Source organism: Mycolicibacterium chengduense (genome assembly GCF_033741155.1).
In the GTDB taxonomy this organism is placed as follows: Bacteria; Actinomycetota; Actinomycetes; order Mycobacteriales; family Mycobacteriaceae; genus Mycobacterium.
Genome location: NZ_JAWQNH010000005.1, coordinates 535,549 through 560,581, shown reverse-complemented (window position 1 = coordinate 560,581; position 25,033 = coordinate 535,549). Strand labels below are relative to the sequence as shown.

Here is a 25,033-nt window from a genome sequence, read left to right as displayed (position 1 = left end):
TCGGCCCAGCGTTGTGTCGTCCGCACCCTGGCCGCCGGCCACGAGAGGATCGCTACCAGTGCCCTACCTGGGATTACTGGTCACCGCGTTATTGGTGACCGCCATCGTCGATATCGCGCGCGCCGACGAGAAGCGCATCCGCGGATTCGGCCGCACGCAGTGGACGCTCGTTGTCGTCCTTGCCCCGGTGGCGGGTGCGCTCGCCTGGCTCATCGCGGGGCGACCGGCGCCGGATCGGGTCACCAGTGCGGCGCCGACCGTCGACGACGCGGCCGAAGAAGAGTTCCGCCGGCAGTGCCGGGAGCGCGCCGAGACACAACGCCGGGCGGCCCGGTCCCAGCGCGACAATTCGGCCGACTGACAGCCGCCGCGCCCCAAGCCGGCGACCGCTGACCGCTACGGTCAGGTGATGGACCAGCAGCTCAATTTCGTCACCGTCGCCGCGATCGACCTGGACGCCACCCGCCGCTTCTACGGCGCACTCGGCTGGCATGCGCTGCTGGACGTCGAGGGCGAGATCGTGTTCTACCAGACCGCCCCCGGCCAGGTACTGGCCTTCTTTCTCGCCGAGAAGTTCAACGCCGATCAGGGCCGGCCCGCCGACGCCCCGATCGACCTCTCGGGAATCACGCTGGCACACAACGTGGACAGCCGCGACGACGTCATCAGCGTCGTCGCGGTAATGGCCGAGGGTGGCGGCACGATTCTGAAGGCCCCGCAGCCCGGCCAGTTCGGCGGTGTGTTCCACGCCCACATCCGCGATCCCAACGGGGTGGTCTGGGAAATCGCGCACAATCCGGGGTGGCGGGTCGAGTCGGACGGGACGGTGCGGCTGGACTGACCGACGCCGGGTCGGCGTTTGTGCCGTTTCAGCCGCGACACCCCGCTCGGGGCGGATCGATCCGCGCAAGCGAGCACCTCAGTCGGGCCGGATCACGCCTCGCTGGGTGAGGTGCTCGGTCATCGGCCGGACCCCTATCGTGAAATGTTCGGCCATCGCGGCGCGCACCATGTCCCCGTCACGCCGCTGCAGTGCGTCGATCACCGTGCGATGGTCCCGGATCGACTGGGCCGGCCAGCCCTCCATGGTGGGGAACACCGACTCTGGCGCGTAGCGGGTGACGACGGACATCATCTGGGTCAGCTTCGGCGAATCGGCGATGACGTTGATCAGCCGGTGGAATTCATGGTTCAGCCGCACGGTGCGATCCAGATCGTGGTGCTCGTAGGCCTTTTCCAGTGCATCCTGGATGGCGGTGAGTTCGGCCACCTGTTCATCGGTGATAGTGGCGGCCGCCCGAGCCCCCAGCTCGCCGCCGATATAGGCCTGCAAGTTGGCGACGTCGGCGATGTCGCGGGCGGTGACCTCCAGCACCATGAACCCACGGCGCGGGTGCTGCACCAGCAGGCCCTCGGCACGCAGATTCAACAACGCCTCGCGCACCGGCGTCACGCTGATGCCGAGATCGGCCGCCAGTTGGTCCAACCGCAGGTACACCCCGGCCGGATAGGTGCCATGGAAGATCCGGCGCCGCACCACCCGCGCGACATCGTCGGAAAGCTGTGGGCGGTCGACGAATTCGGGTTCTCCCCGTCGCTCCGCTCGCCCGGATGGCGGCTCAGACGCGATACTCATCGAGCAGGTTCTTACTGATGATGGTCTTCTGGATTTCACTGGTGCCCTCCCCGATCAACAGGAAGGGCGCATCACGCATCAGCCGCTCGATCTCGTACTCCTTGGAGTAGCCGTAGCCACCGTGGATCCGGAAGCTCTGCTGGGTGACCTCCGAACAGAACTCGCTGGCAAGGTATTTGGCCATGCCAGCGGCCATATCGTTGCGTTCACCGGAATCCTTGAGCCGCGCCGCATTCACCATCATCAGATGTGCGGCTTCGACCTTGGTGGCCATCTCGGCGAGTTGGAAGGCGATCGCCTGATGCTCGGCGATCGGCTTGCCGAACGTGGCCCGCTGCTGGGCGTAACGCGCGGCCAGCTCGAACGCCCGGATACCCACACCACACGCGCGCGCCGAGACGTTCACCCGCCCCACCTCGATACCATCCATCATCTGGACGAAGCCGCGTCCCGGGGCCTCTCCGAGAACGTCGTCGGCGGCGGCGGCGTACCCGTCGAAGATCAGCTCGGTGGTGTCGATGCCCTTGTAGCCCATCTTGTCGATCTTGCCCGGGATGGTGAGCCCCGGCTTGACCTCGCCGAAGCCGGCGGGCTTCTCGATCAGGAATGCCGTCAGGTTGCGGTGCGGTTTGGCCGCTCCCTCTTCGGTTTTCACCAGCGCAGCCACCAAGGTCGAGCTGCCGCCGTTGGTCAGCCACATCTTCTGCCCGCTGATCGTGTAGTTGCCGTCGGCGCCGCGGACCGCCTTGGTGCGGATGGCGGCGACGTCGGAACCCAGTTCGGGTTCGGACATCGAGAAGGCGCCACGCACCTCACCGGTGGCCATCCGGGGCAGGTAACGCTGCTTCTGGTCGTCGGTGCCGTGTTGGCGCAGCATGTAGGCGACGATGAAATGGGTGTTGATCACCCCGGAGACGCTCATCCAGCCGCGGGCCAGTTCCTCCACGCACAGCGCGTAGGTCAGCAGGGACTCCCCCAGCCCGCCGTACTGCTCGGGAATCATCAGCCCGAACAGTCCCATTTCCCGCATCCCGTCGACGATGGCCTGCGGGTAGGTGTCCGAGTGTTCCAGTTCCTGCGCGTTCGGGATGATCTCACGATCGACGAATTGCCGCACCGTCGAGACGATTTCGGCCTGCACCTCGGTCAGGCCGAGGGTCTGCGCCAAGCGGGTCATGCGACGATCCGTTCGAACACGGCGGCCAGTCCCTGGCCGCCTCCGATGCACATGGTTTCCAGCCCGTACCGGGCTCCGCGGGCGTCGAGTTCGCGGGCCAGCGTCGCCAGCATCCGGCCACCGGTGGCGCCGACCGGGTGCCCCAGCGAGATCCCGGAGCCGCGCACGTTGGTGCGCTCCATGTCCGTCTCGGTGAATTTCCATTCCCGCAGCACCGCCAACGCCTGCGCGGCGAACGCCTCGTTGAGTTCGATGAGGTCGATCTGAGAGAGCGTCAGGTCGGCATGACGCAGCGCCACCTCGGTCGCCGGCACCGGGCCGATACCCATGATGTTGGGTGCCACCCCGGCCAGCCCCCACGACACCAAGCGGACAAGGGGTCGTAGGCCCAGTTCGGCAGCGCGCGCGGCCGTGGTGACGATGCACATCGACGCAGCGTCGTTCTGTCCGCTGGAGTTTCCCGCGGTCACCGTTGCCTGCGGATCTTGCTTCCGCAGAACCGGTTTCAGAACGCTCAACGCCTCCACCGACGTGTCTGCACGGGGGTGCTCGTCGGTGTCGATCAACTGCTCACCGGATCTCGACGACACGGTGACGGCCACGATCTCCTCGGCAAGTACACCGGACCGTTGGGCGGCAACGGCTTTCTGGTGTGAACGCACGGCGAGCTCGTCCTGTTCGACGCGTGAGATACCGTACTGCCGCCGAAGATTCTCCGCGGTCTCCAGCATGCCGCCGGGCACGGGATAGTTCTTGCCGCCGGCCGTGGTGCGGCCACGGGCCAGGCCATCGTGCACGCGGATACCGGTGCGAGCGCCACCCCAGCGCATGTCGGTGGAGTGGAACGCCACGTTGCTCATCGACTCGGCACCGCCCGCGACGACCAGACCGTTGGCGCCGCTGCCGACCTGCAAACAGGCTTGGATGACGGCCTGCAGACCGGATCCACAGCGACGGTCCACCTGCATGCCGGGGACGGTGACCGGTAGTCCGGCGTCCAAGGCCACCACCCGGCCGATCGCGGGAGCCTCCGGAGACGGGTAGCAGTGTCCGAGGATGACGTCCTCCACGGCATCGGCGGGGATACCGGTGCGCTGCAACAGTCCCCGCAGCGCCGCGACACCGAGTTCGACGGCAGTCAGCGCGGCGAACATCCCGCCGTACCGACCGATGGGAGTCCGAACCGGCTCGCAGATCACCACCGTGTCCGCGGCCACGGGCATCAGATGTGCCGCCCGCCGGTCACTTCGAGTACGCAGCCGGTCATATACGAGGACATGTCGGAGGCCAAGAACGTCGCCACCGAGGCGACCTCACTGGGCTCGGCGGCCCGACCCATCGGGATCTCGGCCAGCTTCTGATCCCAAATACGTTGCGGCATGGCCTCGGTCATCGCCGAACGAATCAACCCGGGCTGGATCGCGTTGATCCGCACGCCGAGATGGGCGACCTCCTTGGCCGCGGCTTTGGTCAGGCCGACGATACCGGCCTTGGCCGCCGAGTAGTTCGTCTGCCCCACCAGGCCGACCTTGCCGGAGATCGACGAGATATTGATGATGGCGCCGCTTTTCGCTTCACGCATGATGTTGGCCGCCAACCGGGTGCCGTTCCAGCACCCCTTCAGGTGCACGTCGATGACCTGGTCGAACTGTTCCTCGGTCATCTTGCGCATCGTGGCATCGCGGGTGATCCCGGCATTGTTGACCATGATGTCCAAGCCGCCGAAGGTCTCGACCGCAGCGTCGACCAGGGCCTGCACCGCTGCGGCGTCGGTGACGTCGGCACGCACGGCATGGGCGACCGTGGAGCCGCCGAGGGTGGCCACCGCGGCCTCGGTCGCCTCCGGATCGAGGTCGCCCAAGACCACCCTGGCGCCTTCGGCGACGAATCGCTGCGCGATGGCGTATCCGATTCCTTGCGCACCACCGGTGATCACCGCGGTGCGACCGTCTAGCAGGGCCATCGACTTCCTTCCTCCGGGACCTCACGACTGGGTCTCAACATAAAATATGATATTTCTTGCACCAAATCTGAGTCCCCGGCGCAGCAAGTCAGGAGTCCGACCCATGACGTCCACGGTCAGCAGTGAAGTCAGCGACAAGGATTTCGCCGACATCCTCGCCGCCACGCGCCAGTTCATCCGCACCCAGGTGATCCCCCGCGAGGTGGAGATCATGACCGCCGACCGGGTGCCCGACGATCTTCGCGACCAGGCCAAGCACCTGGGGCTGTTCGGTTATGCCATCCCCCAGGAGTGGGGCGGTTTGGGGTTGGACCTGACCCAGGACGTCGAACTGGCGATGGAATTCGGTTACACCAGCTTGGCGCTGCGGTCGATGTTCGGCACCAACAACGGCATCGCGGGCCAGGTCCTGGTCGGCTTCGGCACCGATGAGCAGAAGTCCCGGTGGCTGGCGGGCATCGCCGCCGGGGACGTGGTGGCGTCGTTCGCACTCACCGAACCGGGCGCCGGCTCGACCCCGGCGGGCCTGCGGTCAAAGGCGGTGCGAGACGGCCACGACTGGGTGATCAGCGGCCAGAAGCGGTTCATCACCAATGCGCCGACCGCGAATCTGTTCGTGGTGTTCGCCCGCACCCGCCCGGCCGATGCCGACGGCGCGGGGATCGCCGTGTTCCTGGTGCCCGCCGATGCCCAGGGTGTCTCGGTCGGCAGCAAAGACGCGAAGATGGGCCAGGAGGGCGCCTGGACCGCCGACGTCAGCTTCGACGAGGTCCGCGTCGGCGAGGACGCCCTGGTGGGCGGCAGTGTCGACATCGGCTATCGGGCGGCCTTGACCACGCTGGCCCGCGGCCGGATACACATCGCCGCGCTGGCGGTGGGCAGCGCGGCGCGCGTCCTCGACGAGTCGGTGGCCTACGCCGCCACCGCGACCCAGGGCGGCACCCCGATCGGCAGCTTCCAATTGGTGCAGGCGATGCTTGCCGACCAGCAGACCGGGGTGATGGCCGGCAGGGCACTGGTCCGGGAAGCGGCCAGGCTGTGGGTGTCGGGTGCGGATCGCCGCATCGCACCATCGGCGGCAAAGCTCTACTGCACCGAAATGGCCGGCAAGGTCGCCGATCTGGGGGTCCAAATCCACGGCGGCAGTGGGTATATGCGCGAGGTGGCGGTGGAACGCATCTACCGCGAGGTGCGCTTGCTCCGCCTGTACGAGGGCACCAGTGAGATCCAGCGGCTCATCATCGGTGGCGCCCTCGTCAAGGCGGCTCAGGCGATATAGCGGATGATCGACTCGGCCACCGCGGCGGGTTTGTCCGATCCCTCGATCTCGACGGTGATGGTCACGGTGGCCTGGGCGGTGCCCTCGGCGGGCGCGGCCACATCGGTGACGACGCCGCGGGCCCGGATCTTCGCTCCCACCTTGACCGGGCTCACGAAGCGCACCTTGTTGTAGCCGTAGTTCACCGCAAGCTTGATGCCCTCCACCCGGTAGAGCTGGTGGGAGAAATGCGGCAGCAGCGACAGCGTCAGAAGGCCGTGCGCGATGGGCCCGCCGAACGGTCCGGCAGCGGCGCGTTGGGGGTCGACGTGGATCCACTGATGGTCTTCGGTGGCGTCGGCGAACAGGTTCACCCGGTCCTGGGTGATCTCCAGCCATTCGGTGGGACCGAGTTCGGTGCCGGCGCCCGCAATCAACTCGCCGAGGTCTTCGAAGATTTTCACAATTTCTCCTCTCGAGATACGGGTTCATGCATAGCCTGCTGACCGTGCCGACCGATCACCGGGGTCCCCCTCAAGTTCGCACAGATGCCGCGGCGGCGACAACGGGCGGGCCCGCGAAGGGTCTGCTGCCCCGGTCAGCGGTTTGACCAGACAAGTATTGACACAGGCGGTAATTTTTGCCGTAACCTTGACGCCGCGTACGTTAATTGACGCCGAAACAATAGAAGACCCGCGCGCGCACATTGCTGGTCAACCCCCGATATGCGACCAGCAAATAGTTGGCATTTCCGGACAGAACTTCCCTCTGGAATAAACCCTAAATATGACGATACTTAACTGACCTATTTGAATAAGCATGAAAATGCACGTCACCGCGGAGGCGGTGCCGGCGACTCGATCGGGGTACATATGAGGGCTTCCTTGGCCGAGGCGGCGGCGCCGGCACCGGCGGCGACCACGACTGCGCACTGGCACGACGATGCCACCGGCTGCACGCTGGTCATGAGCACCCCGGCGGCCGAACCCGAGCTCTGGGACGACTTCGTCGACGGGGCGATGACCAGTTACCGAGGCCACGGTGCCGAGTGCGCCGTCGATGAGGGTGTTCTCCGCGATCCGGCGATGACATCGCTGTTCCTCGCCGCGATCGATCCCGACGGAATCCTGGTGGGAGGGGTGCGCGCACAGGGGCCCTATGTCGACGCCGGACAAGCGCACGCCGTGGTGGAATGGGCCGGCCAACCCGGGCTTGCCGCGGTGCACAAGATGATCGCCGACCGCATTCCGTTCGGCGTGGTGGAGATCAAGACAGCCTGGGCCGGCAAGCACGACCGCGGACGCTTCCTGACCGCCGCCCTGGCTCGCATGCCGCTGCACGCGACAGCGATCCTCGGCGCCAAATTCGCGATGGCCACTGCCGCTGATCACGTACTCGACCGGTGGCGGTCCTCCGGCGGTATCGTCGCCTCCCGCATCCCCGCAACCCCATACCCGGATGCCAGATACCAGACCAAGATGATGTGGTGGGACCGTGCCGAGTTCACCCGCTCCGCAGAGCCCCAGCAGATTTCGACGATTCTCGCCGAGTCGCGAATTCTGTTGCCCCTCATGACCGATCTTGACGAGGACACTGCAGCCGGGAGCGAAGCGTGACCGATCCGGGCAATGCGATCGTTCTGTCCGAAGACCACTCCGACCAGGCCGAGCTGCTCCGGCAGCTGCGGGCCCGCCCGGACATCGAGTTCGTCGACAACCGGGAGACCCAGCGTGCCGTCCTGCACGCGCTGAACCCCGTGCCGGCGGACGACATCCTCGGCGAGTCGCCGCGGTGGGTCTACTTCCCGTGGCGGCGCGCCGTGGTGGCGATGCTCGGCCCGCGGGGTTTCCGGCGGGTTCGGCTGGACCGCAACCGCAATCTGATCACGCTCGACGAGCAACACCACCTCGGGCAGTTGCGCATCGGCGTGGTGGGGCTCAGCGTCGGCCATGTCATCGCCCATACCCTCGCCGCCCAGGGGGTCTGCGGCGAACTGAGACTGACCGACTTCGACGATCTGGAACTGAGCAATCTCAACAGGGTGCCCGCGACGGTTTTCGACGAGGGCCTGAACAAGGCCATCGTGGCCGCACGCCGAATTGCCGAGGTCGATCCCTACCTCCCTGTGCACGCCGACACGTCGGGCATCACGGCCGAGACAATCGGCCCTTTCCTGGACGGCCTGGACATCCTCATCGAGGTGTGCGACTCCCTCGACACCAAGGTGCTTGTCCGCGAGGCAGCCCGCGCCCGGCACATCCCGGTGCTGATGGCGACCAGTGACCGCGGCCTGATCGATGTCGAACGGTTCGATCTCGACCCGGGACGCCCCATCCTGCACGGATTGCTCGGCAACGTGAAGACCACCGATCTGGCCGGCCTCAGCAGCGCCGACAAGGTGCCTTACGTGTTGGGCATCCTCGACGCCGGGCAGCTGTCAGAGCGCATGGCGGCATCGTTGTGTGAGGTGGGACAGACCTTGTCCACCTGGCCGCAACTGGCTGGTGAGGTCACCCTCGGCGCCGCGTTGATCGCCGAGGCGGTGCGGCGCATCGGCTCTGGCGAGGCGCTGCCGTCCGGCCGGGTCCGCATCGATATCGGAGCGCACCTGGCAGAGTCCGCCGATCCCTATGCGGCACAGCCGCGCAACCCCGCAGAGGTGGCCGACGACCTGGAGGCGGACGAGCCGGCGTCGGTGCCCGCGCTCATGGCGGTCGCCGCCAGCCGCGCGCCGTCCGGAGGCAACGCCCAACCCTGGCAGATCGATATCGGGCCGGACTCCCTGACGGTACGCGTCGATCCGGAGCGGACCACCATGATGGATGTCGAATTCCGCGGGAGTGCCGTCGCATTGGGCGCCGCGGTGTTCAACGCGCGCGTCGCCGCCGCCGCGCGCGGCCGCGGCACCGAGGTGCGGACCGGGGCCGGCGGGGAACGCTCCCCGCTGGAGGCGGTCATCACGCTCACAGACACGCCCGAGCCGAATCTGGCTGATTTGTACGGCCCGATGCACGAACGTGCCACCAACCGGCATCACGGCACCGGTCGGGAAATCTCGTCCGACGTGGCGGATTTGTTGCGCAGCACCGCCGCCGGGTTGGGCGCCCACCTGCATCTGCTCACCGACCGTGAGCACATCGAAACGGGGGCCGCGGTGCTCGCCGCCGCGGACCGTATCCGCTACCTCACCCCGAAGCTGCACGCGGAGATGTTCTCCGAACTCTGGTGGCCAGGAGATCCCCGCCCAGAGTTCGGAATCGACGTGCGCGGACTGGAATTGCCGCCCTCCGACCTGGCCGTGCTCGAGGTGTTGCGCCGGCCGGATGTGATGGCGCGGCTGGCGCGTTGGAACGCGGGCGGCGCCTTGGGTGACAACACCCGCGACCGGGTCATGGCGAGTGCTGCGCTGGCTGCCATTTCGTTCTCTGGACACACTCTTTCCGATTACGCACTCGCCGGACAGGCCGTCGAAGCGGTATGGATCACCGCCCAAATGCACGGCCTGGCCGTGCAGCCCATCTCCCCTGCCTTCCTCTACGCTCACGACGACCGCGAACTGGACGCGTTGGCCCCGGCCTTCACCGATGAACTGCGTTCCCTGCAATACACTTTCCGGAAGCTGATCGGTGCTGGGCCGCAGGAGGCACAAGCATTGGTGTTCCGAATCACCGATGCTCCGCCTCCCACGGTCCGGAGCCGCCGTCAGCGTCCACCCCGCCAGACCGCGGCGCCGTGACGGCGACGCCACCACAAGAGGTAGAGGTGCCGCGACCCAGCCTGGAGCTTCTCGTCACAGCGGTCGCGACGCAGCTCATCGCGGTCGACTCGGCGACGGCCACCCCGGTGAGTCGGGAGGTCCTCGCCCAACTGGTCAAGTATTTCGACGTCGATTTCAGCTTCCTGCGCCACAACGATCATGTGATCCACGCCACCCGCCTGGTTGCCGAGTGGCCGCCCAGACCCGAAGGCGAGGGCCCCGACCCGTTGGCGCTGATCTACTTCGCCGACGCCGACCCGGTGTTCAAATTGGCCGAAACCCTGAAAGAGCCGGCCGTATTCGACCCCAACAAGACGTCGGACTATCAGCGCACCATCGAATCCGGTCGGCACATCCCCACCACCTCGATGGCCTGCGTGCCACTGTTGTCCGGCGAAGTGACAACCGGGGTGCTGGGTTTCGTCAAGGTTGGGGTCCGGGAGTGGAGCGAAGAAGAACTCAACGCCCTGATGGCCATCGCCTCGCTGTTCGCCCAGGTGCAGGCCAGGACCGAAGCCGAGGACAGGCTGCGTTTCTTGGCCGAGCACGACGATCTGACCGGACTGCACAACCGCCGCGCCCTGACCGCACATCTGGACGAGCGACTGCGGGCCGGCCGGTCGGGTCCCGTGGTGACCCTGTTCTTCGATCTCGACAGGCTCAAGGCCATCAACGATTATCTGGGGCATATCGCGGGCGACCGGTTCATCCGGGTGCTGGCCGAGCGGCTGGCCACGGCCGTCGGCCCCGCCATGATCGCGCGCCTCGGCGGTGACGAATTCGTGGTGATCCCGGATGCTGTGATGACCGCCGCGGAAGCGGAGGAACTGGCCTACCGACTGCAGGCCGTGCTTCGCGAACGAGTGCCCATCGACGGTGAAATGCTCACGCGCACCGTGAGCATCGGCGTTGCGCTCGGCGTCCCCGGCCGCGACACCACCTCGGACCTGCTGCGCCGAGCCGATCAGGCCGTGCTGACCGCCAAGAGCAACGGCGGCAACCAGGTCGCGGTGTTCTCCGACACGATGGAGCTGGAGAACGAATTCCGCAACGATATCGAGCTGCATCTGCAGAACGTCGTGGAGTCCGGTGCACTGTTCCTGCGCTATCTACCCGAAATCGATATGCGTACCGGACAGGTCCTCGGCGCCGAGGCGCTGCTGCGCTGGCAGCATCCGACGCGCGGTTTGCTGTCCCCGGACTCGTTCATCGGGGTGGCCGAATCCATCAACCTCGCCGGGGAACTCGGCCGCTGGGTGATGCGTACCGCGTGCGCCGACTTCGCGCGGTGGCAGGCCAAGGGGCTGGGTCGGGACACGGTGCTGCGGATCAACGTGTCGCCGGTCCAGTTGGTCGGCGACGGCTTCGTGGAATCGGTGGCCGGCATCTTGCACGAGTTCGGGCTGGCACGCAGCTCGGTGTGCCTGGAGATCACCGAGAGCGTCGTGGTGCAGGACATCGAGACAGCCCGCATCACCCTGGCCGGGCTGCGCGACGTGGGTGTGCAGGTGGCCATCGACGACTTCGGCACCGGATACAGCGTGTTGTCACTGCTCAAGACCCTGCCGGTGGACGCGATCAAGATCGACAAGAGTTTCGTCCAGGACCTTGGCGCCAGCCCGGGCGATCTGGCGATCGTCCGGGCCATCATCGCGCTGGCCGAAGCCTTCGGGCTGGAGTTGATCGCCGAAGGGGTGGAGACCGATTCGGCGGCGCTGACACTGCTGCGGCACGGTTGCCACCGCGCCCAGGGTTTTCTGCTGTCGCGCCCGATTTCCAGCGACGCGATGGAGTCTTTACTGCGTCAACGGGGTGTCTCGGTCGATTTTTCGACGGGGTGGCGGCCTTAGCCGAACACGCCGTCGGTATGCACCAGTTCCAGCCGCACGAACCGGCTCCCGGCCAGGCCGACGAGTGCGAACTCGCCGTCGGCCGGTACCGGCACCGCAGGCAAAGGCGCGACGACGGCCGGCGCCAAGGCCAGCCCGTGTCGGGCATGCACCGCGTAGTCCCCGTCGGGGGTGTCGAACACCGCCCCCGACGGTCGTCCGTCGTCGTCGAACACCAGCCGCCGCAACGCCGCGTCGCCGAGCACGGGAATGTCGCGCTCCCGCACCGCGTCGGCCATCCAGTCCGACACCGCACGGCCGTCCGCGCCGCCGAGCGCGGCCACCCCGACCGAGCGTCCGTCCGACGTGCGCCGGGTGGACGGCCAATGATCGACGGTGGTGAGCACGGCACCGTATCGGGACGCGAGGCAGGTCGCGGCCCACACCGGCAGCTGTGCCCCGTCGAAGGTCTGCACTACCGCCTTACCGGAGCGCGGCGGGGGCGCGGTGTAGACGGTCCGGACGGCCAGGTCGACCGAAGGGGGATCGCCCGGCGCCGTCACGCCTGCCGTCAATTCGGACAGGTACTCCTCGGTCAGCGAGTCGTCGATGAACGGCAGCCATCCGCGGGACCCCGGCGCCGCGCCCGGAGCGGATGCCGGCGGGGTGGCGATCAGGACGTCGAGCCCCGCGTCCGCGGCGACGGCCGCATAGGCCTGCCCACCGGGGCCTGCACCGACGGCCAGCACCCCAACTTCGTCGTCCCACATTTCTCGTTAGCGTCCTCACAGTTGCTCGATTTCGATCGCCGCGTACGCAATTGGCCTTGAGCAACAGTGGCGATGAGGTCGGGCAGCCGCGAGCGTCGCGGCCGTTCCGGTAATCAACACATGTGAAAGTACCCGATCGGCACGGCACGGTGGGGCGACGACCCATTCCAGCCCGAGGAGCCGCGGTCCACGCCGGGGATCGAGGGGGTTTGCCAACGTGGACCGCGGCAACGCCATGAAGATAGCACCGCAGAATCGGCCAGGCCTGGGTAAATCCGGGCGATCCGCCACGTCAGGAGAGGCCAGTTATATAACATAGTTACATATCCGACGGAGAAGAGGTGGCAGGGATGGACATGAGTTGGTCGGCGGCGGACTCCGCCTTCCGCGACGAGGTGCGCGACTTCCTCGCCGCCGAGCTCACCCCCGAGCTACAGCGGGCGGGGCGGCTGATGACCAGCGTCTACAGCGATCATGAGGCCAGCATGCACTGGCAACAGATCTTGCACGGTCGGGGCTGGGCAGCGCCCGCCTGGCCGGTGCAGTACGGGGGCTGCGATTGGAGCCTCACCCAGCACTACATCTTCAGCAGGGAATCGCAGCTTGCCGGCGCACCGTCGTTGTCCCCGATGGGAATCCGGATGGTCGCGCACGCCATCATCAAATTCGGCACCCAGCAACAGAAGGACTTCTTCCTCCCGCGCATCCTGACCGGCGAGGTGTTCTTCTGCCAGGGCTATTCCGAGCCGGAGGCAGGTTCGGATCTGGCCGCGCTGTCCATGGCCGCAATACCCGACGGGGACGACCTGGTCTGTACCGGCAGCAAGATCTGGACCACGCACGCCACCGAGGCCAACTGGATGTTCGCCCTGGTGCGCACCTCGCGGACCGGCAAGAAGCAACAGGGCATCACCTTCGTCCTCATCGACATGACCACACCCGGCATCCAGATCCGGCCGCTGGTCATGACCTCCGGTGAAGAGGTACAGAATCAGGTGTTCTTCGACGATGTACGGGTGCCGAAAGCCAACGTCATCGGCCGGATCGACGACGGCTGGACCGTGGCGAAGTATCTGCTGGAGTTCGAACGCGGCGGCGGCGCCACCGCCCCCGCCCTTCAGGTGATGGCCGAGCAGATCGCCGAGGTGGCCGCGGCACAACCGGGTCCGGCCGGTGGTGCACTCATCGACGATCCGGCTTTCGCCCGCAAGCTGGCCGACGCCCGCATCCGCACCGAGGTGCTCGAAATCCTGGAATACCGGGTACTGGCGGCGCTGGCCGGCGGCGGGCATCCGGGGGCGGCATCGTCGATGCTCAAGATCATCTCCACCGAACTGAGCCAAGTGCTCACCGAACTGCTGATGGAGGCTGCCGGTCCCCGCGGCCGCGCCTACCAGCCACACGCCGCCTGCCCCGGCGGGCCGATCGCCGACTTCGTCGTACCCGACGACGGGTATCTGAGCGGGGAGCCGTGGCAGGCCGTCGCCCCGCTGCGCTATTTCAACGACCGGGCCGGGTCGATCTACGCCGGCAGCAACGAGATTCAGCGCAATATCCTCGCCAAGGCGGAGTTGGGACTGTAAATGAACTTCACTCTTTCCGACGAGCAGCAACTCCTGCGCGACGGCCTCACCAAGTTTCTGTCGACCCGGTACCGCCTGGAGTCCAGCCGGGCCGCCGCCAAGACGGGTGCCGGCTGGCAACCAGACATCTGGCGGGCGTTCGCCGACGAACTCGGCATCCTCGGCGCCGCCCTTCCCGAGCGGGTCGGCGGAATCGGCGGCGGCCCCGTCGAAATCATGGTGATCGCCGAGGCGCTGGGCTACGCACTGGTGGTCGAGCCTTATGTGGATACCGCCGTGGTCGCCGGTGGCCTGCTGCTGCGTGCCCAGGCGAGCGAAGCGACGGGGAAAAGTGCCCAGGCGAGCGAAGCGACGGGGAAATGTGCCCAGGCGAGCGAAGTTCTGCAGCAGTTGGTCGCCGGTGAGGCGATCGTCGCGCTGGCTGCCGCCGAGGCGCAGTCGGGTGATCGCTGGCAGGAGGTGGCCACCACCGCCCGCCGCGACGGTGACGCCTGGCTGCTCGACGGCGCAAAGATGATGGCGCTCAACGCTCCCCTGGCGACCCACCTGATCGTCACCGCGTCGACGCCGGCCGGCTTGTCGTTGTTCCTCGTCGACCTCGGGGGTGACACCACCGGACTCACCGTGCGCAAGGTCCGCACCGTCGATGACCGCTGGGCAGCCGACGTCCTGCTCGACGGGGTCCGCGCCGTTCTGCTCGGCGAGGAGGGAGCCGCCTGGCCGTCGCTGGCGCAGGCGCGAGACGAGGGCGCCGCCGCGGTATGCGCCGAAGCCGTCGGGAACATGCGAAAGGTGTTGGCCGACACCATCGAATACAGCAAGCAGCGTCAGCAGTTCGGCGCGCCGATCGGTAGTTTCCAGGTGCTGCAGCACCGAATGGTGGACATGCACATCGAACTCGAGCAGGCGGTGGCCGCGGTATATCTGGCCGTGTTGAACCTTCAGGCCGAGCCCGACCAGCGGGCCAGGGCGGTGTCCGCGGCCAAGGCGACGGTGGGGCGGGCCGCCCGGTTCATCGGCCAGAATGCGGTGCAATTGCACGGCGGCATGGGGATGACGGAGGAACTCGCCATCGGGCACTACTTCAAGCGCCTCACCGCGGTGCAGTACGAGTTCGGTTCCACCGACTTTCACGTCGCGCGGTACGCCGCGCTCACCAGGGCGTGATGCCCACACCGCGTTCGACGGCGACCATGGCACGATCGGGGCCCATGACCGCACAGCTGCTGCACGAGCTGATCAGCACGAACGCCGTCGCGACGCCCGACCGGGCGGCCATCGTCAGCCCGGAGGGAGTATCGGCCAGCTTCGCGCAGTTCGACGATCAGATCCGCGCCACGGCCGCATGGATCGCAGCGCACAGCCCACCACGCGGCAGGATCGCGGTCATTGCCGACAACAGCGCCGACTATGCGCGCCTCTACTACGGTGTGCCCCGCAGCGGACGCACACTGGTGCTGATCAACCAACGATTGAGCAGCGCAGAACATCTGGCCCAGCTCAATTCGGTACGCCCGGCACAGGTGATCGGCGACCCGCGTTATCTCACACCGCTGTCCGGGAACGGCCTGCCGCTGGTTTCGTTCGACGACATCGAATGGCACGACTCCGCCCAGGGAAGTGACGACGTGTCCCCCGAGCCGGACGATCCGGCCTGGCTGTTGTTCACCAGCGGGTCCACCGGCGAGCCCAAGGGTGTCATCCACACCCACCGGACACTGCTGGCCGCCGCGCGGGGAACGATCGCCGGCCGGTCGGTGCGCCCCGGCGGAACGTACCTGCTGCCGTTCCCGATGTGCCATATCGCCGGCTACAACATGCTGGTGCACCACGGCGCCGGCGCGACGGTGCTGCCGATGCCCGCGTTCCGCCCGGATACGTTCGTCGCGGCCGTGAACGCCTACGGCGTCACCGCGTGCTCGCTGGCGCCGACGATGCTGCACAGCCTGCTCGCGCATCTGGACGAGACCGGCAGCGACCTGCCCACCCTGCGCGATATCGCGTACGGCTCGGCGGCGATCCCGGCCGATCTGTTGGAGCGGGCCATCACCCGGTTGGGCGTCGATTTCCACCAGGGCTACGGAATGACCGAAACGGGCGGCAATGTCACCTTTCTCGGGCCCGAAGAGCACCGGTCCGGGGACCCTGCGGTGCTGGCGACGGCGGGGCGGCCGCACGCCGACGTGCAGATCCGCATCGCCGGTCCCGGCCCCGTCGGGGAGATCCTGGTCCGCGGCGCACAGGTCGCCGCCGGCTACTGGCCCGACACGCCCGCCACCGTCGACGGTTGGCTGCACACCGGCGATCTCGGTCATCTCGACGGCGACGGCCGGCTGGTGGTATCGGATCGGCTCAAGGACGTGATCATCACCGGCGGCGAGAACGTGTCCTCCCGGGAGGTCGAGGACGTGCTGTGCCGGCACCCCGGCGTGGAACAGGTTGCGGTGGTGGGTGTTCCGGACCCGTATTGGGGCGAGGCGATCTGCGCTGTGGTGGTCCGGCAGCCCGGAGCATCGGTGACCGCCGAAGAGCTGGTCGACCAGGTGCGCGGCAGCCTCGCCGGCTTCAAACGGCCGCGGCACGTGCTGTTCGTCGACGAGCTCCCGCTCACCAGTAACGGCAAGATCGCGAAAGCGGCGGTGCGTCGGTATGCCCGGGACCGGATGACTTAGGGCGCTGCACGCTCCAGGCCGGCCCGTTCCACGCTCATCAGGCTCTCGGTGTGATGCTCGGCCCAATACGCCTTGGCGCCCCCGTTGAGTCCGAAAAGCCGCTTGCTCCACAGCAACCAGACCACGGCGATGATGTTGATGACCACCGCAGCCACCCGCAGCACGGTGATCTTCTCGGTCAGCTCGTAAATCTCCAGCGGCAGGAAGGCACTGGTCGCCACCACCGCGAAGTACTCACCCCAGCGCTTCATCAACCACAGCCCGGCCGCCTCCACCAGTTGGGTGCACGCGTAGGCGGCCAGGCCGACCGCGATCCACAGCAGCGTCGTCGCCGACAGCGAGAACGCCTCGCCGATATGCCGGATGATCTTGGAATCGTCCAGGTTCCAGCCGATCTGGTCGGCCAGTGGGCGCAGCAACGGCAGTTCCTGTTCGAAAGCCTGCTTGAGATGCTCACGCTCACCGCGGACCTTGAGCACCCCGCCGGCGGCCAGGAACAGCAGGAGCGCGCGAATAACCCGCTCGGCGGCCAGGATTCGCATCAAGGTGCGGTCCCGCAGCAGCCGGCCACGCGGCACCTCGGGCGCGGTGTCGGCAGGCCCGTGGCCGCGCGGCGGTCCGACGACGAACGTCTCGCAGCGCAGGCAACGCCACGCCTCGCCGACCGGGGTATCCACGCGCAGCCGCTCACGCAGCTCGGGCTCGTCGGGCGCGAACGTGGCATGCCCGCGCAGGCCACACGACCGCAGCGCGAAATTCACCATGCCGGCGACCTTACCGGCGCACCGTTACTCGGGTTGCTTGTAGCGGTTCAGAAAGCCGAGCCCGGCGATCGCCGCGGCAACACCGATCGCAGTCCACAGCACGAACGGGAAGATCAGGGCGATCGGCGACCAACCCACCCCCGCCAGCACCGAGGCCGAGTAGACGAGCCAGACGAGCCGGTAAACCGACCACAGCACGGTCAGGCCGGCGCCGATGGCGAGCACCATGGCGCGCGATCGGTCGACGCGGTTGATCTGTTCTTGGATACGAGCGGGAACGATGTTCATGTCTGGGTGTCCTTTCCTATGCTCCGCCCCGATGGCGTCGTCATGACGGCAAGTACAAGGCGCCAGGATCACTACCGATCCCAAACTTCGCGCGGCCGGACACCGGCACGCGACTCCCGGTGCGGGAATCGCCCGGCGCCTAGGGTTGAGGACATGACCACAGTCGCCGATCACGTCATGTCGACCCTGCGCGCCAGCGGGGTGCAGCGCATCTATGGATTACCGGGAGACAGCCTGAACGGGCTGACCGACGCGATCCGGCGATCAGACGGTTTCACCTGGGAGCATGTGCGACACGAGGAAGCCGCCGGATTCGCCGCAGCCGCGGACGCGGCCCTCACCGGACGGCTTGCGGTGTGTGCGGGCAGCTGCGGACCGGGAAACCTGCACCTGATCAACGGACTGTTCGATGCGCAGCGCAGCCGGGTCCCGGTGCTGGCGATCGCCGCGCACATCCCGCAAGCCGAGATCGGGTCGCAGTACTTCCAGGAGACCCGGCCGCAGGAGCTGTTCCGCGAATGCAGTGTGTACTGCGAACTGATCACCACCGCCGAGTCGGCGCCCCGGGTGCTGGAGATGGCGATGCGCGCGGCGGTCGAGGAGAACGGCGTCGCCGTCGTGGTGGTCCCCGGTGAGATCTTCCTGTCCAAGATCACCGACGTGCGCGTCACACCGGTCCTGCCCACCCATCCCGTGATCCGCCCCTCCGACGACGAACTGCGGCGGGCGGCGTCGATCCTCAACGGCGCCAGCAATATCACCATCCTGGCCGGGGCGGGCGTGCAGGGCGCGCATGACCAACTGGTGCAACTGGCCGAGACCCTGCAGGCTCCGGTGGTGCATGCCCTGCGCGGTAAGGAGTTCGTCGAGTACGACAACCCGTACGACGTCGGCATGACCGGTCTGCTCGGCTTCGCCTCCGGTTACAAGGCCATCAAGGAAGCCGATGTGCTGCTCATGCTGGGCACCGACTTCCCCTACCGGCAGTTCTATCCGGAGAACGCCACCGTCATCCAGGTGGATATCCGTGGCCGCAATCTGGGTCGGCGCACCCCGATCGATCTCGGGCTGGTGGGCTCCGTGACCGATACGCTGGCCGCCCTGGCGCCGCTGCTCACCGCCCGGCATGACCGCACCCACCTCGACCGCTCCCTGAATCACTACCGCAAGACCCGGCGCCGGCTCGACGAGTTGGCCGTCAACGACCGGGACCGCACCCCCATCCGCCCCGAGCACGTCGCGGCCGTCGCCGATCGGCTGGCCGCCGACAACGCGGTGTTCACCGTCGACGTCGGTTCACCGGTGGTGTGGGCAGCGCGGTACCTGACGATGAACGGTAAGCGTCGGCTGCTGGGTTCGTTCAACCACGGCACCATGGCGTGCGCGCTGCCGCTGGCGATCGGCGCGCAGACCGTCAACCGGGACCGGCAGGTGGTGGCCTTCGCCGGCGACGGTGGACTGGCCATGCTCTTCGGCGAGCTGATCACCCTGGTCCAGAACCGGTTGCCGGTCAAACTGGTCGTGTTCAACAACTCGTCGCTGAACTTCGTCGAACTGGAGATGAAGGCGGCAGGCATCGTCACCTTCGGCACCGACCTGCAAAACCCGAACTTCGCCACCGTGGCCCAATCGCTCGGCTTGTTCGGGCGGCGGGTGGAGAACCCGGCCGACCTGGAGTCCGCGCTGAGTGAGGCACTGGCCCACGACGGACCCGCCTTGGTGGATGTGGTGACCGCGCGGCAGGAGTTGTCGATTCCGCCGGCGATCACCGTCGAACAGGCAAAGGGCTTCTCGCTGTACGCGATCCGCACCATCATGGCCGGACGCGCCGACGAACTGCTGGACCTGATGACCACCAACGTGGCGCGCCGCATCCTCGACTGAAGAGTGTGACGGCGGACACGCCAATTCTGTTGAGCTGTATCGAATCTCACACCGCGAAAGTTGCTTTACACAGAATTAACAAGCACCATCGAGGTGTTCCACCTATCGGGTGATCCCCAATCTGTGGACGACGATGACAACGAAAGCCCCCGTAACCCGGGGGCACTTTCAAGGAGTGAGAAGAATGTCTTTCGCGAAGTTTCGCGCCGACGTGAAGCGTGCCAACAACCGGCGGCGCCTCTACGCGCGGATCAACGCCATGCCCCACTCGACGGTTCGCGAGGAACTGATCGCCGTGGCGCAGCGGTACGAACTCGAAGATTCGGTGCGCTGATCCGCTGATCGACGACAATCAGACAGACAGAGCCGGCGGCCCGTGCGGGCCCCGGCTCTGATTTGTCTTCGGTTACTGCCACGGGTCGGCGCTGCGCCGATCCGGCGGCAACCACCCGAAGGGGTCCTGGTCGGTGGACACGTACTCCAGGCTGACATGGCGCCGATAGCCACGACGCTTCAGGTGAGCGAAGTGGGTGGCAAAGTCGACCGTGCCGGTGCCCGGCGCTCCGCGGCCCGGCGCGTCGGCAATCTGAACGTGCCCGATACGGTCGGCGTAAGTCTCGATCGCCGCGCCGAGATCATCCCCGTTGACCGTCAGGTGATAGAGATCGGCCAGCAGTCGCACCGACGGCGATCCGACCCGGTCCAGTACCGCGACCACGTCGGCAGCCGTGCGCAGTGGATATCCGGGCACCGCGCTGAGCGGTTCCACGAGGATGGCCGCGCCGATCGTGTCGGCCCGCGCTGCCGCATGAGCCAGGTTCTCGGTCGCCACCTCGTCTTGCAGTTCGGCTGACATCCCGTCGATCCGGTTACCGTAAAGCGCATTGAATGCCTTGGTGCCCAATCGTTGCGCGATACCGATCGCGACATCGACGTTGTCCCGGAACTCGGCCCGCCGGGCGGGGGCGGACAGCAAGCCACGTTCCCCCGCAGCCATGTCACCACCGGCAAAGTTCAGCGCCACCAGCGCCACCCCCGCGTCGGCGACAGCCCGGACGAAGCCGTCGACCTCGGCATCACCGGGCACCGAATCGCCGAAAGGCCACCAGAATTCGACTGCCTCGAACCCCGCATCGCGTGCAGCCTGCGGCCGCTGCAGCAGCGGCAGCTGGGTCAACAGGATCGAACAGTTCACGACGTAGTGGGCGCTCACGGGTCATCCCCGCCCGTAGTACGGCATGGCGCGCGCCATCACCGTCAACTCGGGCACCGAAACCTCAAGGGGCATATCGACCAGATGAGCCACCGCCCGGGCGACATGCTCGACGTCGAAAGTAGGCTCGGCGGCTAGGGTTCCGTTGGCCTGCAACGTCTCACTGAATCCGGCGGTCATGTCGGTCGCCGCATTACCGATGTCGAGCTGGGTGATGCAGATGTCGAGATCCCGCAGGTCCAGCAACATGGACGCCGTCAGCCCGCTGATCGCATGTTTGGTGACGGTGTAGGCCAGGCTTTTCGGCCGCGGTCGATGCGCCGACAGCGAGCCGTTGTTGATGATCCGGCCACCACGGGGCAGCTGTGCGGCCATGACGCGGGCCGCCTCGCGGGCACAGAACACCGAGCCGTCGACGTTGGTGCGCCACACGGTGTGCCACGCCTCGGTGTCGATATCGGCGATCGACGCGGACGGCCCGAAGATCCCGGCGTTGTTGAACAGCACGTCGACCCGGCCGAAAGCCGACACCGTGTCGGCGAACAGGGCCTGTACCGACGACGGATCGGTGACATCGGTGGGCACGACGCGGGCATGGGGCCGGCCGTCGGCGGTTTCGGTGAGCTGGCCGGGCCGGCGGCCGGCCAGCACGACACGATGCCCCGCGTCGAGCAGAACCCTCGCCGTGGCACGGCCGATTCCGCTACCGGCGCCGGTGATGACGACAACCTTGGTCACCGGGGAATTCTCACACGAAGCCGGACCACCCCAACGCTTTTCAGGCATGGCCAGTGGCCGGATACGACTTCCCTGGCGCGCCGGCGAAAGTCTGCTAATGTGACGCCAGCCAAGCCGTGCCCATTTTTGTGGTCCAGTTCTCGCTTCGGAGGTGCGGGTGAACGCACCACTGGACATATTCGCCTCCGACGATGACGAGTTCTCCGAGGATGACTACCTCCGCGGTATGGAGCGACTGCTGCACGCCGTGCAGGAGCTGTCCTTGGCGCGCAGCCTGCCCGAGATTCAGCGCATCGTTCGGCACGCGGCGCGGGAGGTGGTCGGCTGTGACGGCACCACCTTCGTGCTGAGGGAGGGCGACACGTGCTATTACGCCGACGAATATGCGATCGCCCCGCTGTGGAAAGGCAGCCGGTTCGCCTTGGCGACCTGTGTCAGCGGATGGGTGATGCTCAACGGCGCGGCGGCCGTCATCCCCAATATTTATGGCGATGACCGGGTGCCGCATGCGGCCTACCGCCCGACGTTCGTGAAGAGCCTGGTGATGGTGCCGATTCGCCGAATGCGTCCGGTCGGGGCGATCGGCACCTATTGGGCAACCGAGCGCAGCGCCACTGCTCGTGAGGTGGCGCTGCTTCAGGCCCTGGCCGATTCGACGTCGATCGCGATGGAGAACATCCAGCTCTATGCCGAGCTCGAACGTCGGGTCCGGGATCGCACTGCCGCGCTGGAAAAAGCCAACGACGAGATTCGGCAGCTTTCCGCGACCGATGATCTCACCGGACTCAACAATCGGCGCGGGTTCTATCTCCTGGCCGAGTCTGCGCTACGCGCCGCACGCCGCAACAACCATCCGTGCCTGCTTGCCTATATCGACGTCAACGGGCTCAAAAAGGTCAACGACGTGCTGGGTCATGATGCCGGGAACTCGCTGATCAGCGATGTGGCCGAGGTGCTGCGGACCACGCTTGGTGAATCCGACATCCTCGGCCGGATCGGCGGGGACGAGTTCTGCGCGCTGATCATGGAGCCCGGCACTGATCCGGCATGGCTCAAAGACCGGCTGTCCGAGGCGTTTCGGATCTTCAACGAGTCGGCGACTCGCCCGTACGCGATGTCGGCGAGCGTAGGTCTGGCAAGTACCGAGACGGGCGGCTACTCACTGGATGCACTGCTGACCCGTGCCGATGAGCTGATGTACGTGGAGAAGCGGACCATCCCCGACACGAGGACCGCGGACTGATCCGACGGGGCTGTCCCGCTCTCGACGAAGCCAGTCGGCGATCACCCACCGGGCTGCCGAACGACCATCTGTGGACCGGCGCCACCGTCGGTCGGGCTCTGCCGGCGCGGCAGCAGGTCGATGGTGTCGGCACCGACCAGCGGCGCCAGTTCGGCGCTCATCCTGGCCGTGAGATGCGAACCGTCGCGATACACCAACGTGTTCCCGATGATCGCCGGACACATCGCGTCGTTGCAGAGATAGTCGGCGTAGTCCAGGTAGCCAACCGAGTGGGCGGCTGCCAGCTGACGCTCGGTCGCCCGGATGTCCTCGTCGAGTGCGACGCCACGCGGCAGCGCACAGCGACCCGCGTCGTCGACGAAACGCCCCAGGCAGATCGACGGTGTGACACCGGTTGACGGCGTATCCGCGAAGATTCCGACGCGGGCCGCCGGTGGGAGTTGATCGAGAAGCGTGGCGAAAGCGCTCCCCCAGGCGCCGACCGGGTCGTCGACGCGGCCCAGATAGTTGCGCGGATACCCGGCGAGCAAGATCAGGTCGGGCTTCGATTCGGCGAGCTTGTCGATCACCGCGCTACGCCAGGCCGCGCATGCCGCGTAGTGCGCGATCGGAATCGGGACAGCCGGGCACGCACTCTTGGTATGGCTGTCGAGCCGTATCACCCCACGCTCGGCGAGCGCCGACAGAGCCGGATACCACTGGGTGGCATGGGAATCGCCGAACAATGCCACCAGGGGCGCTGCCGGATTGGTCCCGGCCACACAGCCCGCCGCATCGGTGGACCACTGCGACCGGTGACAGCCGTTGGTGTACACGACGGGCTGGTCACTCTCGGCGGTGTCGAGGGCCGGGTTGAGATTGTCCGGGACGTACGGCGTGCCCGCGGGTTTGATGCTCAACGACGTAAGGGCGACAGGCTTGCCCGCACTCAGGGGTGGGTGCAACGTCCCGACGGCCGTCGCCCCGGCCACGACGATGGCGGCCATCCCGGCCGCGGCCACCGCGAAGGTCCGGCGTGGACGCGCGCCGGTCAGCCATGCGGCTCGTTGAGCCGGCTGTTCCACATAGCGGTAGAGCAGCCAGGCCAGCGGAATGCATGCAGTCGCCGCGACCGCGCGCAGCCAGAGCGGCAGGGATTGCATATAACCGGTCGCGGCGACCGGCAGCATCAACACGGGCCAGTGCACCAGATACAGCGAGTAGGAGATGTCACCGAGCCAGGTGAGCGGACGAACACTCAAGACGGCAGCGGGACCGCGGGCGACGGGCCCGGCCGCGATCAACAGCGCCGCCCCGACGACGGGCAGGGCCACCGCATAGCCGGGATACTCGGTGGCGGTGGAGAAGAGCACTCCCCCGGCGACAACGGCGCCCAAACCCAGCCAACCCGCCAGCGGGGCAATCGAAGTCGGCAGAATCTGGCCCCGCTGGAGCACACCAAAGGCCACCAAGGCGCCGAGCCCGAATTCCCACATCCGCGCCGGCAGCATGAAAAACGCATTCGCCTGGGAGAATCCGGTCAGCCAAACGCACAGCACGAATGAGGATCCGGTCAGCGCCACGAGCGTCAAGCCGAACCGCCACCGCAGCGCGAACCGCCCGAACACCAGCGCCAGCAGGACGGGCCACACCAGATAGAACTGCTCCTCCACGCCGAGCGACCAGTAGTGCAGGAACAGCGAGGGTGTCTTCTCCGCAAGGTAGTCGGTCGCGTTATAGGCGAACAAGAGGTTGGGAACGTACAACGCGGCCGCCACCGCATCTTTGACGACATAGCGGAACTGCACGGGCGACACCACGACCGTCGCCGCGATCAACGTGACCATGATGACGAGGAATGCGGCCGGCAGCAGACGCCGCGCCCGTCGTGCATAGAAGGCGCTGTACCCGATATGGCCACTGCGCTGCAGGCTTTCCAGCAGGTGGGTACTGATGAGGAACCCTGAGATCACGAAGAACACGTCGACGCCGACGTAACCACCACCGAAACCGGGGATCTCGGCATGGAACAGCAGGACCAGAGCCACGGCGATGGCACGCATGCCCTGTATGTCGAGGCGCTTGGATCGTCCGCTCATCGGCGCCGAGAGCTGCGGCACGGTCACGCGCGGGATCGCTTCAGCAACGGAAAATGCAGCACGGGCGAAGGATAGGCGACCCCCGCGCCAACCGACGAATGGTCCGTTGAACTGGCCACATCCGGCACGCCACCGAGCCGCAGCACACCTCCGGCAAATACACCCGCAAACGCAATTTCA

At 66.9% G+C, this 25,033-nt stretch carries 23 protein-coding genes; 12 read left to right on the top strand and 11 right to left on the bottom strand.

Going from position 1 to position 25,033, the window contains the following annotated elements; translation table 11 throughout:
* Nucleotides 1–58: 58 nt before the first annotated feature.
* Both SBI67_RS21085 and SBI67_RS21080 read left to right on the top strand, forming a co-directional pair.
* Nucleotides 59–361 carry a PLD nuclease N-terminal domain-containing protein gene (locus tag SBI67_RS21085; RefSeq protein ID WP_318982423.1) on the top strand — a complete coding sequence of 101 codons (303 nt, stop codon included), beginning with the start codon at nt 59–61 and terminating at the stop codon, nt 359–361.
* A gap of 48 nt (nt 362–409) precedes the next feature.
* Nucleotides 410–841 carry a VOC family protein gene (locus tag SBI67_RS21080; protein WP_318982422.1) on the top strand — a complete coding sequence of 144 codons (432 nt, stop codon included), beginning with the start codon at nt 410–412 and terminating at the stop codon, nt 839–841.
* Between the two features lie 78 nt (nt 842–919).
* Here SBI67_RS21080 and SBI67_RS21075 read toward each other — a convergent pair whose 3' ends face one another.
* Genes SBI67_RS21075 through fabG form a run of 4 tightly spaced genes read right to left on the bottom strand, consistent with a single transcriptional unit; the run spans nt 920 to nt 4,776 of the window.
* Complete coding sequence (locus tag SBI67_RS21075; RefSeq protein ID WP_318982421.1) at nt 920–1,636, bottom strand: GntR family transcriptional regulator; 717 nt, start codon at nt 1,634–1,636, stop codon at nt 920–922.
* Nucleotides 1,620–2,813 carry an acyl-CoA dehydrogenase family protein gene (locus tag SBI67_RS21070; protein WP_318982420.1) on the bottom strand — a complete coding sequence of 398 codons (1,194 nt, stop codon included), beginning with the start codon at nt 2,811–2,813 and terminating at the stop codon, nt 1,620–1,622. The genes SBI67_RS21075 and SBI67_RS21070 overlap by 17 nt, the downstream gene beginning before the upstream one ends.
* Nucleotides 2,810–4,036 (bottom strand): acetyl-CoA C-acetyltransferase, encoded by a 1,227-nt coding sequence (locus SBI67_RS21065; protein ID WP_318982419.1) that lies wholly within the window; start codon nt 4,034–4,036, stop codon nt 2,810–2,812. Before SBI67_RS21065 ends, SBI67_RS21070 begins: the two co-directional genes overlap by 4 nt.
* Nucleotides 4,036–4,776, bottom strand: a complete 741-nt coding sequence (gene fabG / locus SBI67_RS21060) for a 3-oxoacyl-ACP reductase FabG (RefSeq protein ID WP_318982418.1) — start codon at nt 4,774–4,776, stop codon at nt 4,036–4,038. The genes SBI67_RS21065 and fabG overlap by 1 nt, the downstream gene beginning before the upstream one ends.
* A gap of 103 nt (nt 4,777–4,879) precedes the next feature.
* Here fabG and SBI67_RS21055 point away from each other — a divergent pair, with 103 nt between their 5' ends.
* Entirely contained in the window at nt 4,880–6,055 is a 1,176-nt protein-coding gene (locus SBI67_RS21055; protein ID WP_318982417.1) for an acyl-CoA dehydrogenase family protein, read from the top strand.
* On the opposite strand, the gene SBI67_RS21050 is transcribed toward SBI67_RS21055, so the two are convergent.
* Nucleotides 6,043–6,498 carry a MaoC family dehydratase gene (locus tag SBI67_RS21050; protein ID WP_318982416.1) on the bottom strand — a complete coding sequence of 152 codons (456 nt, stop codon included), beginning with the start codon at nt 6,496–6,498 and terminating at the stop codon, nt 6,043–6,045. The genes SBI67_RS21055 and SBI67_RS21050 overlap by 13 nt on opposite strands.
* 408 nt (nt 6,499–6,906) lie before the next feature.
* On the opposite strand from SBI67_RS21050, the gene SBI67_RS21045 reads away from it, so the two are divergent.
* The 3 genes from SBI67_RS21045 to SBI67_RS21035 are packed head-to-tail and all read left to right on the top strand — an operon-like array spanning nt 6,907 to nt 11,641.
* A complete protein-coding gene (locus SBI67_RS21045) occupies nt 6,907–7,650 on the top strand; it encodes a hypothetical protein (RefSeq protein ID WP_318982415.1) in 744 nt (247 codons plus the stop codon).
* Nucleotides 7,647–9,770 carry an Rv1355c family protein gene (locus SBI67_RS21040; RefSeq protein ID WP_318982414.1) on the top strand — a complete coding sequence of 708 codons (2,124 nt, stop codon included), beginning with the start codon at nt 7,647–7,649 and terminating at the stop codon, nt 9,768–9,770. The genes SBI67_RS21045 and SBI67_RS21040 overlap by 4 nt, the downstream gene beginning before the upstream one ends.
* Nucleotides 9,771–9,796: 26 nt before the next feature.
* On the top strand, nt 9,797–11,641 hold the full coding sequence (locus SBI67_RS21035; RefSeq protein WP_318982413.1) for a bifunctional diguanylate cyclase/phosphodiesterase: 1,845 nt from the start codon (nt 9,797–9,799) through the stop codon (nt 11,639–11,641).
* On the opposite strand, the gene SBI67_RS21030 is transcribed toward SBI67_RS21035, so the two are convergent.
* Entirely contained in the window at nt 11,638–12,390 is a 753-nt protein-coding gene (locus SBI67_RS21030; protein ID WP_318982412.1) for an FAD-binding protein, read from the bottom strand. The genes SBI67_RS21035 and SBI67_RS21030 overlap by 4 nt on opposite strands.
* A gap of 350 nt (nt 12,391–12,740) precedes the next feature.
* Here SBI67_RS21030 and SBI67_RS21025 point away from each other — a divergent pair, with 350 nt between their 5' ends.
* Genes SBI67_RS21025 through SBI67_RS21015 form a run of 3 tightly spaced genes read left to right on the top strand, consistent with a single transcriptional unit; the run spans nt 12,741 to nt 16,645 of the window.
* Entirely contained in the window at nt 12,741–13,973 is a 1,233-nt protein-coding gene (locus SBI67_RS21025; protein ID WP_318982600.1) for an acyl-CoA dehydrogenase family protein, read from the top strand.
* A complete protein-coding gene (locus SBI67_RS21020) occupies nt 13,974–15,140 on the top strand; it encodes an acyl-CoA dehydrogenase family protein (RefSeq protein WP_318982411.1) in 1,167 nt (388 codons plus the stop codon). It begins immediately after the preceding gene.
* A gap of 44 nt (nt 15,141–15,184) precedes the next feature.
* Nucleotides 15,185–16,645, top strand: a complete 1,461-nt coding sequence (locus SBI67_RS21015; RefSeq protein WP_318982410.1) for an AMP-binding protein — start codon at nt 15,185–15,187, stop codon at nt 16,643–16,645.
* On the opposite strand, the gene SBI67_RS21010 is transcribed toward SBI67_RS21015, so the two are convergent.
* Nucleotides 16,642–17,409, bottom strand: a complete 768-nt coding sequence (locus SBI67_RS21010; protein ID WP_318982409.1) for a DUF2127 domain-containing protein — start codon at nt 17,407–17,409, stop codon at nt 16,642–16,644. The two genes, SBI67_RS21015 and SBI67_RS21010, sit on opposite strands and share 4 nt — an antisense overlap.
* Before the next feature lie 24 nt (nt 17,410–17,433).
* Nucleotides 17,434–17,697: a hypothetical protein gene (locus SBI67_RS21005; RefSeq protein ID WP_318982408.1), complete on the bottom strand. Its 264-nt coding sequence runs from the start codon at nt 17,695–17,697 to the stop codon at nt 17,434–17,436.
* A gap of 153 nt (nt 17,698–17,850) precedes the next feature.
* On the opposite strand from SBI67_RS21005, the gene poxB reads away from it, so the two are divergent.
* The gene (gene poxB, locus SBI67_RS21000; RefSeq protein WP_318982407.1) at nt 17,851–19,581 is read left to right on the top strand and encodes a ubiquinone-dependent pyruvate dehydrogenase; all 1,731 of its coding nucleotides are present in this window, start codon (nt 17,851–17,853) and stop codon (nt 19,579–19,581) included.
* A 184-nt stretch (nt 19,582–19,765) separates the two neighbouring features.
* Nucleotides 19,766–19,915, top strand: coding sequence for a hypothetical protein (locus SBI67_RS20995; protein WP_165576373.1), 150 nt, complete (start codon nt 19,766–19,768; stop codon nt 19,913–19,915).
* A gap of 72 nt (nt 19,916–19,987) precedes the next feature.
* Here the strand turns inward: SBI67_RS20995 and SBI67_RS20990 are convergent, their stop codons facing one another.
* Nucleotides 19,988–20,794 carry a hydroxypyruvate isomerase family protein gene (locus tag SBI67_RS20990; RefSeq protein ID WP_318982406.1) on the bottom strand — a complete coding sequence of 269 codons (807 nt, stop codon included), beginning with the start codon at nt 20,792–20,794 and terminating at the stop codon, nt 19,988–19,990.
* A gap of 3 nt (nt 20,795–20,797) precedes the next feature.
* Nucleotides 20,798–21,580 (bottom strand): SDR family oxidoreductase, encoded by a 783-nt coding sequence (locus SBI67_RS20985; RefSeq protein ID WP_318982405.1) that lies wholly within the window; start codon nt 21,578–21,580, stop codon nt 20,798–20,800.
* A 178-nt stretch (nt 21,581–21,758) separates the two neighbouring features.
* Between SBI67_RS20985 and SBI67_RS20980 the strand changes: the two genes are divergently transcribed.
* Entirely contained in the window at nt 21,759–22,775 is a 1,017-nt protein-coding gene (locus SBI67_RS20980) for a sensor domain-containing diguanylate cyclase (protein WP_318982599.1), read from the top strand.
* Between the two features lie 41 nt (nt 22,776–22,816).
* Here the strand turns inward: SBI67_RS20980 and SBI67_RS20975 are convergent, their stop codons facing one another.
* The gene (locus SBI67_RS20975) at nt 22,817–24,880 is read right to left on the bottom strand and encodes an acyltransferase family protein (RefSeq protein ID WP_318982404.1); all 2,064 of its coding nucleotides are present in this window, start codon (nt 24,878–24,880) and stop codon (nt 22,817–22,819) included.
* Between the last annotated feature and the right edge of the window lie 153 nt (nt 24,881–25,033).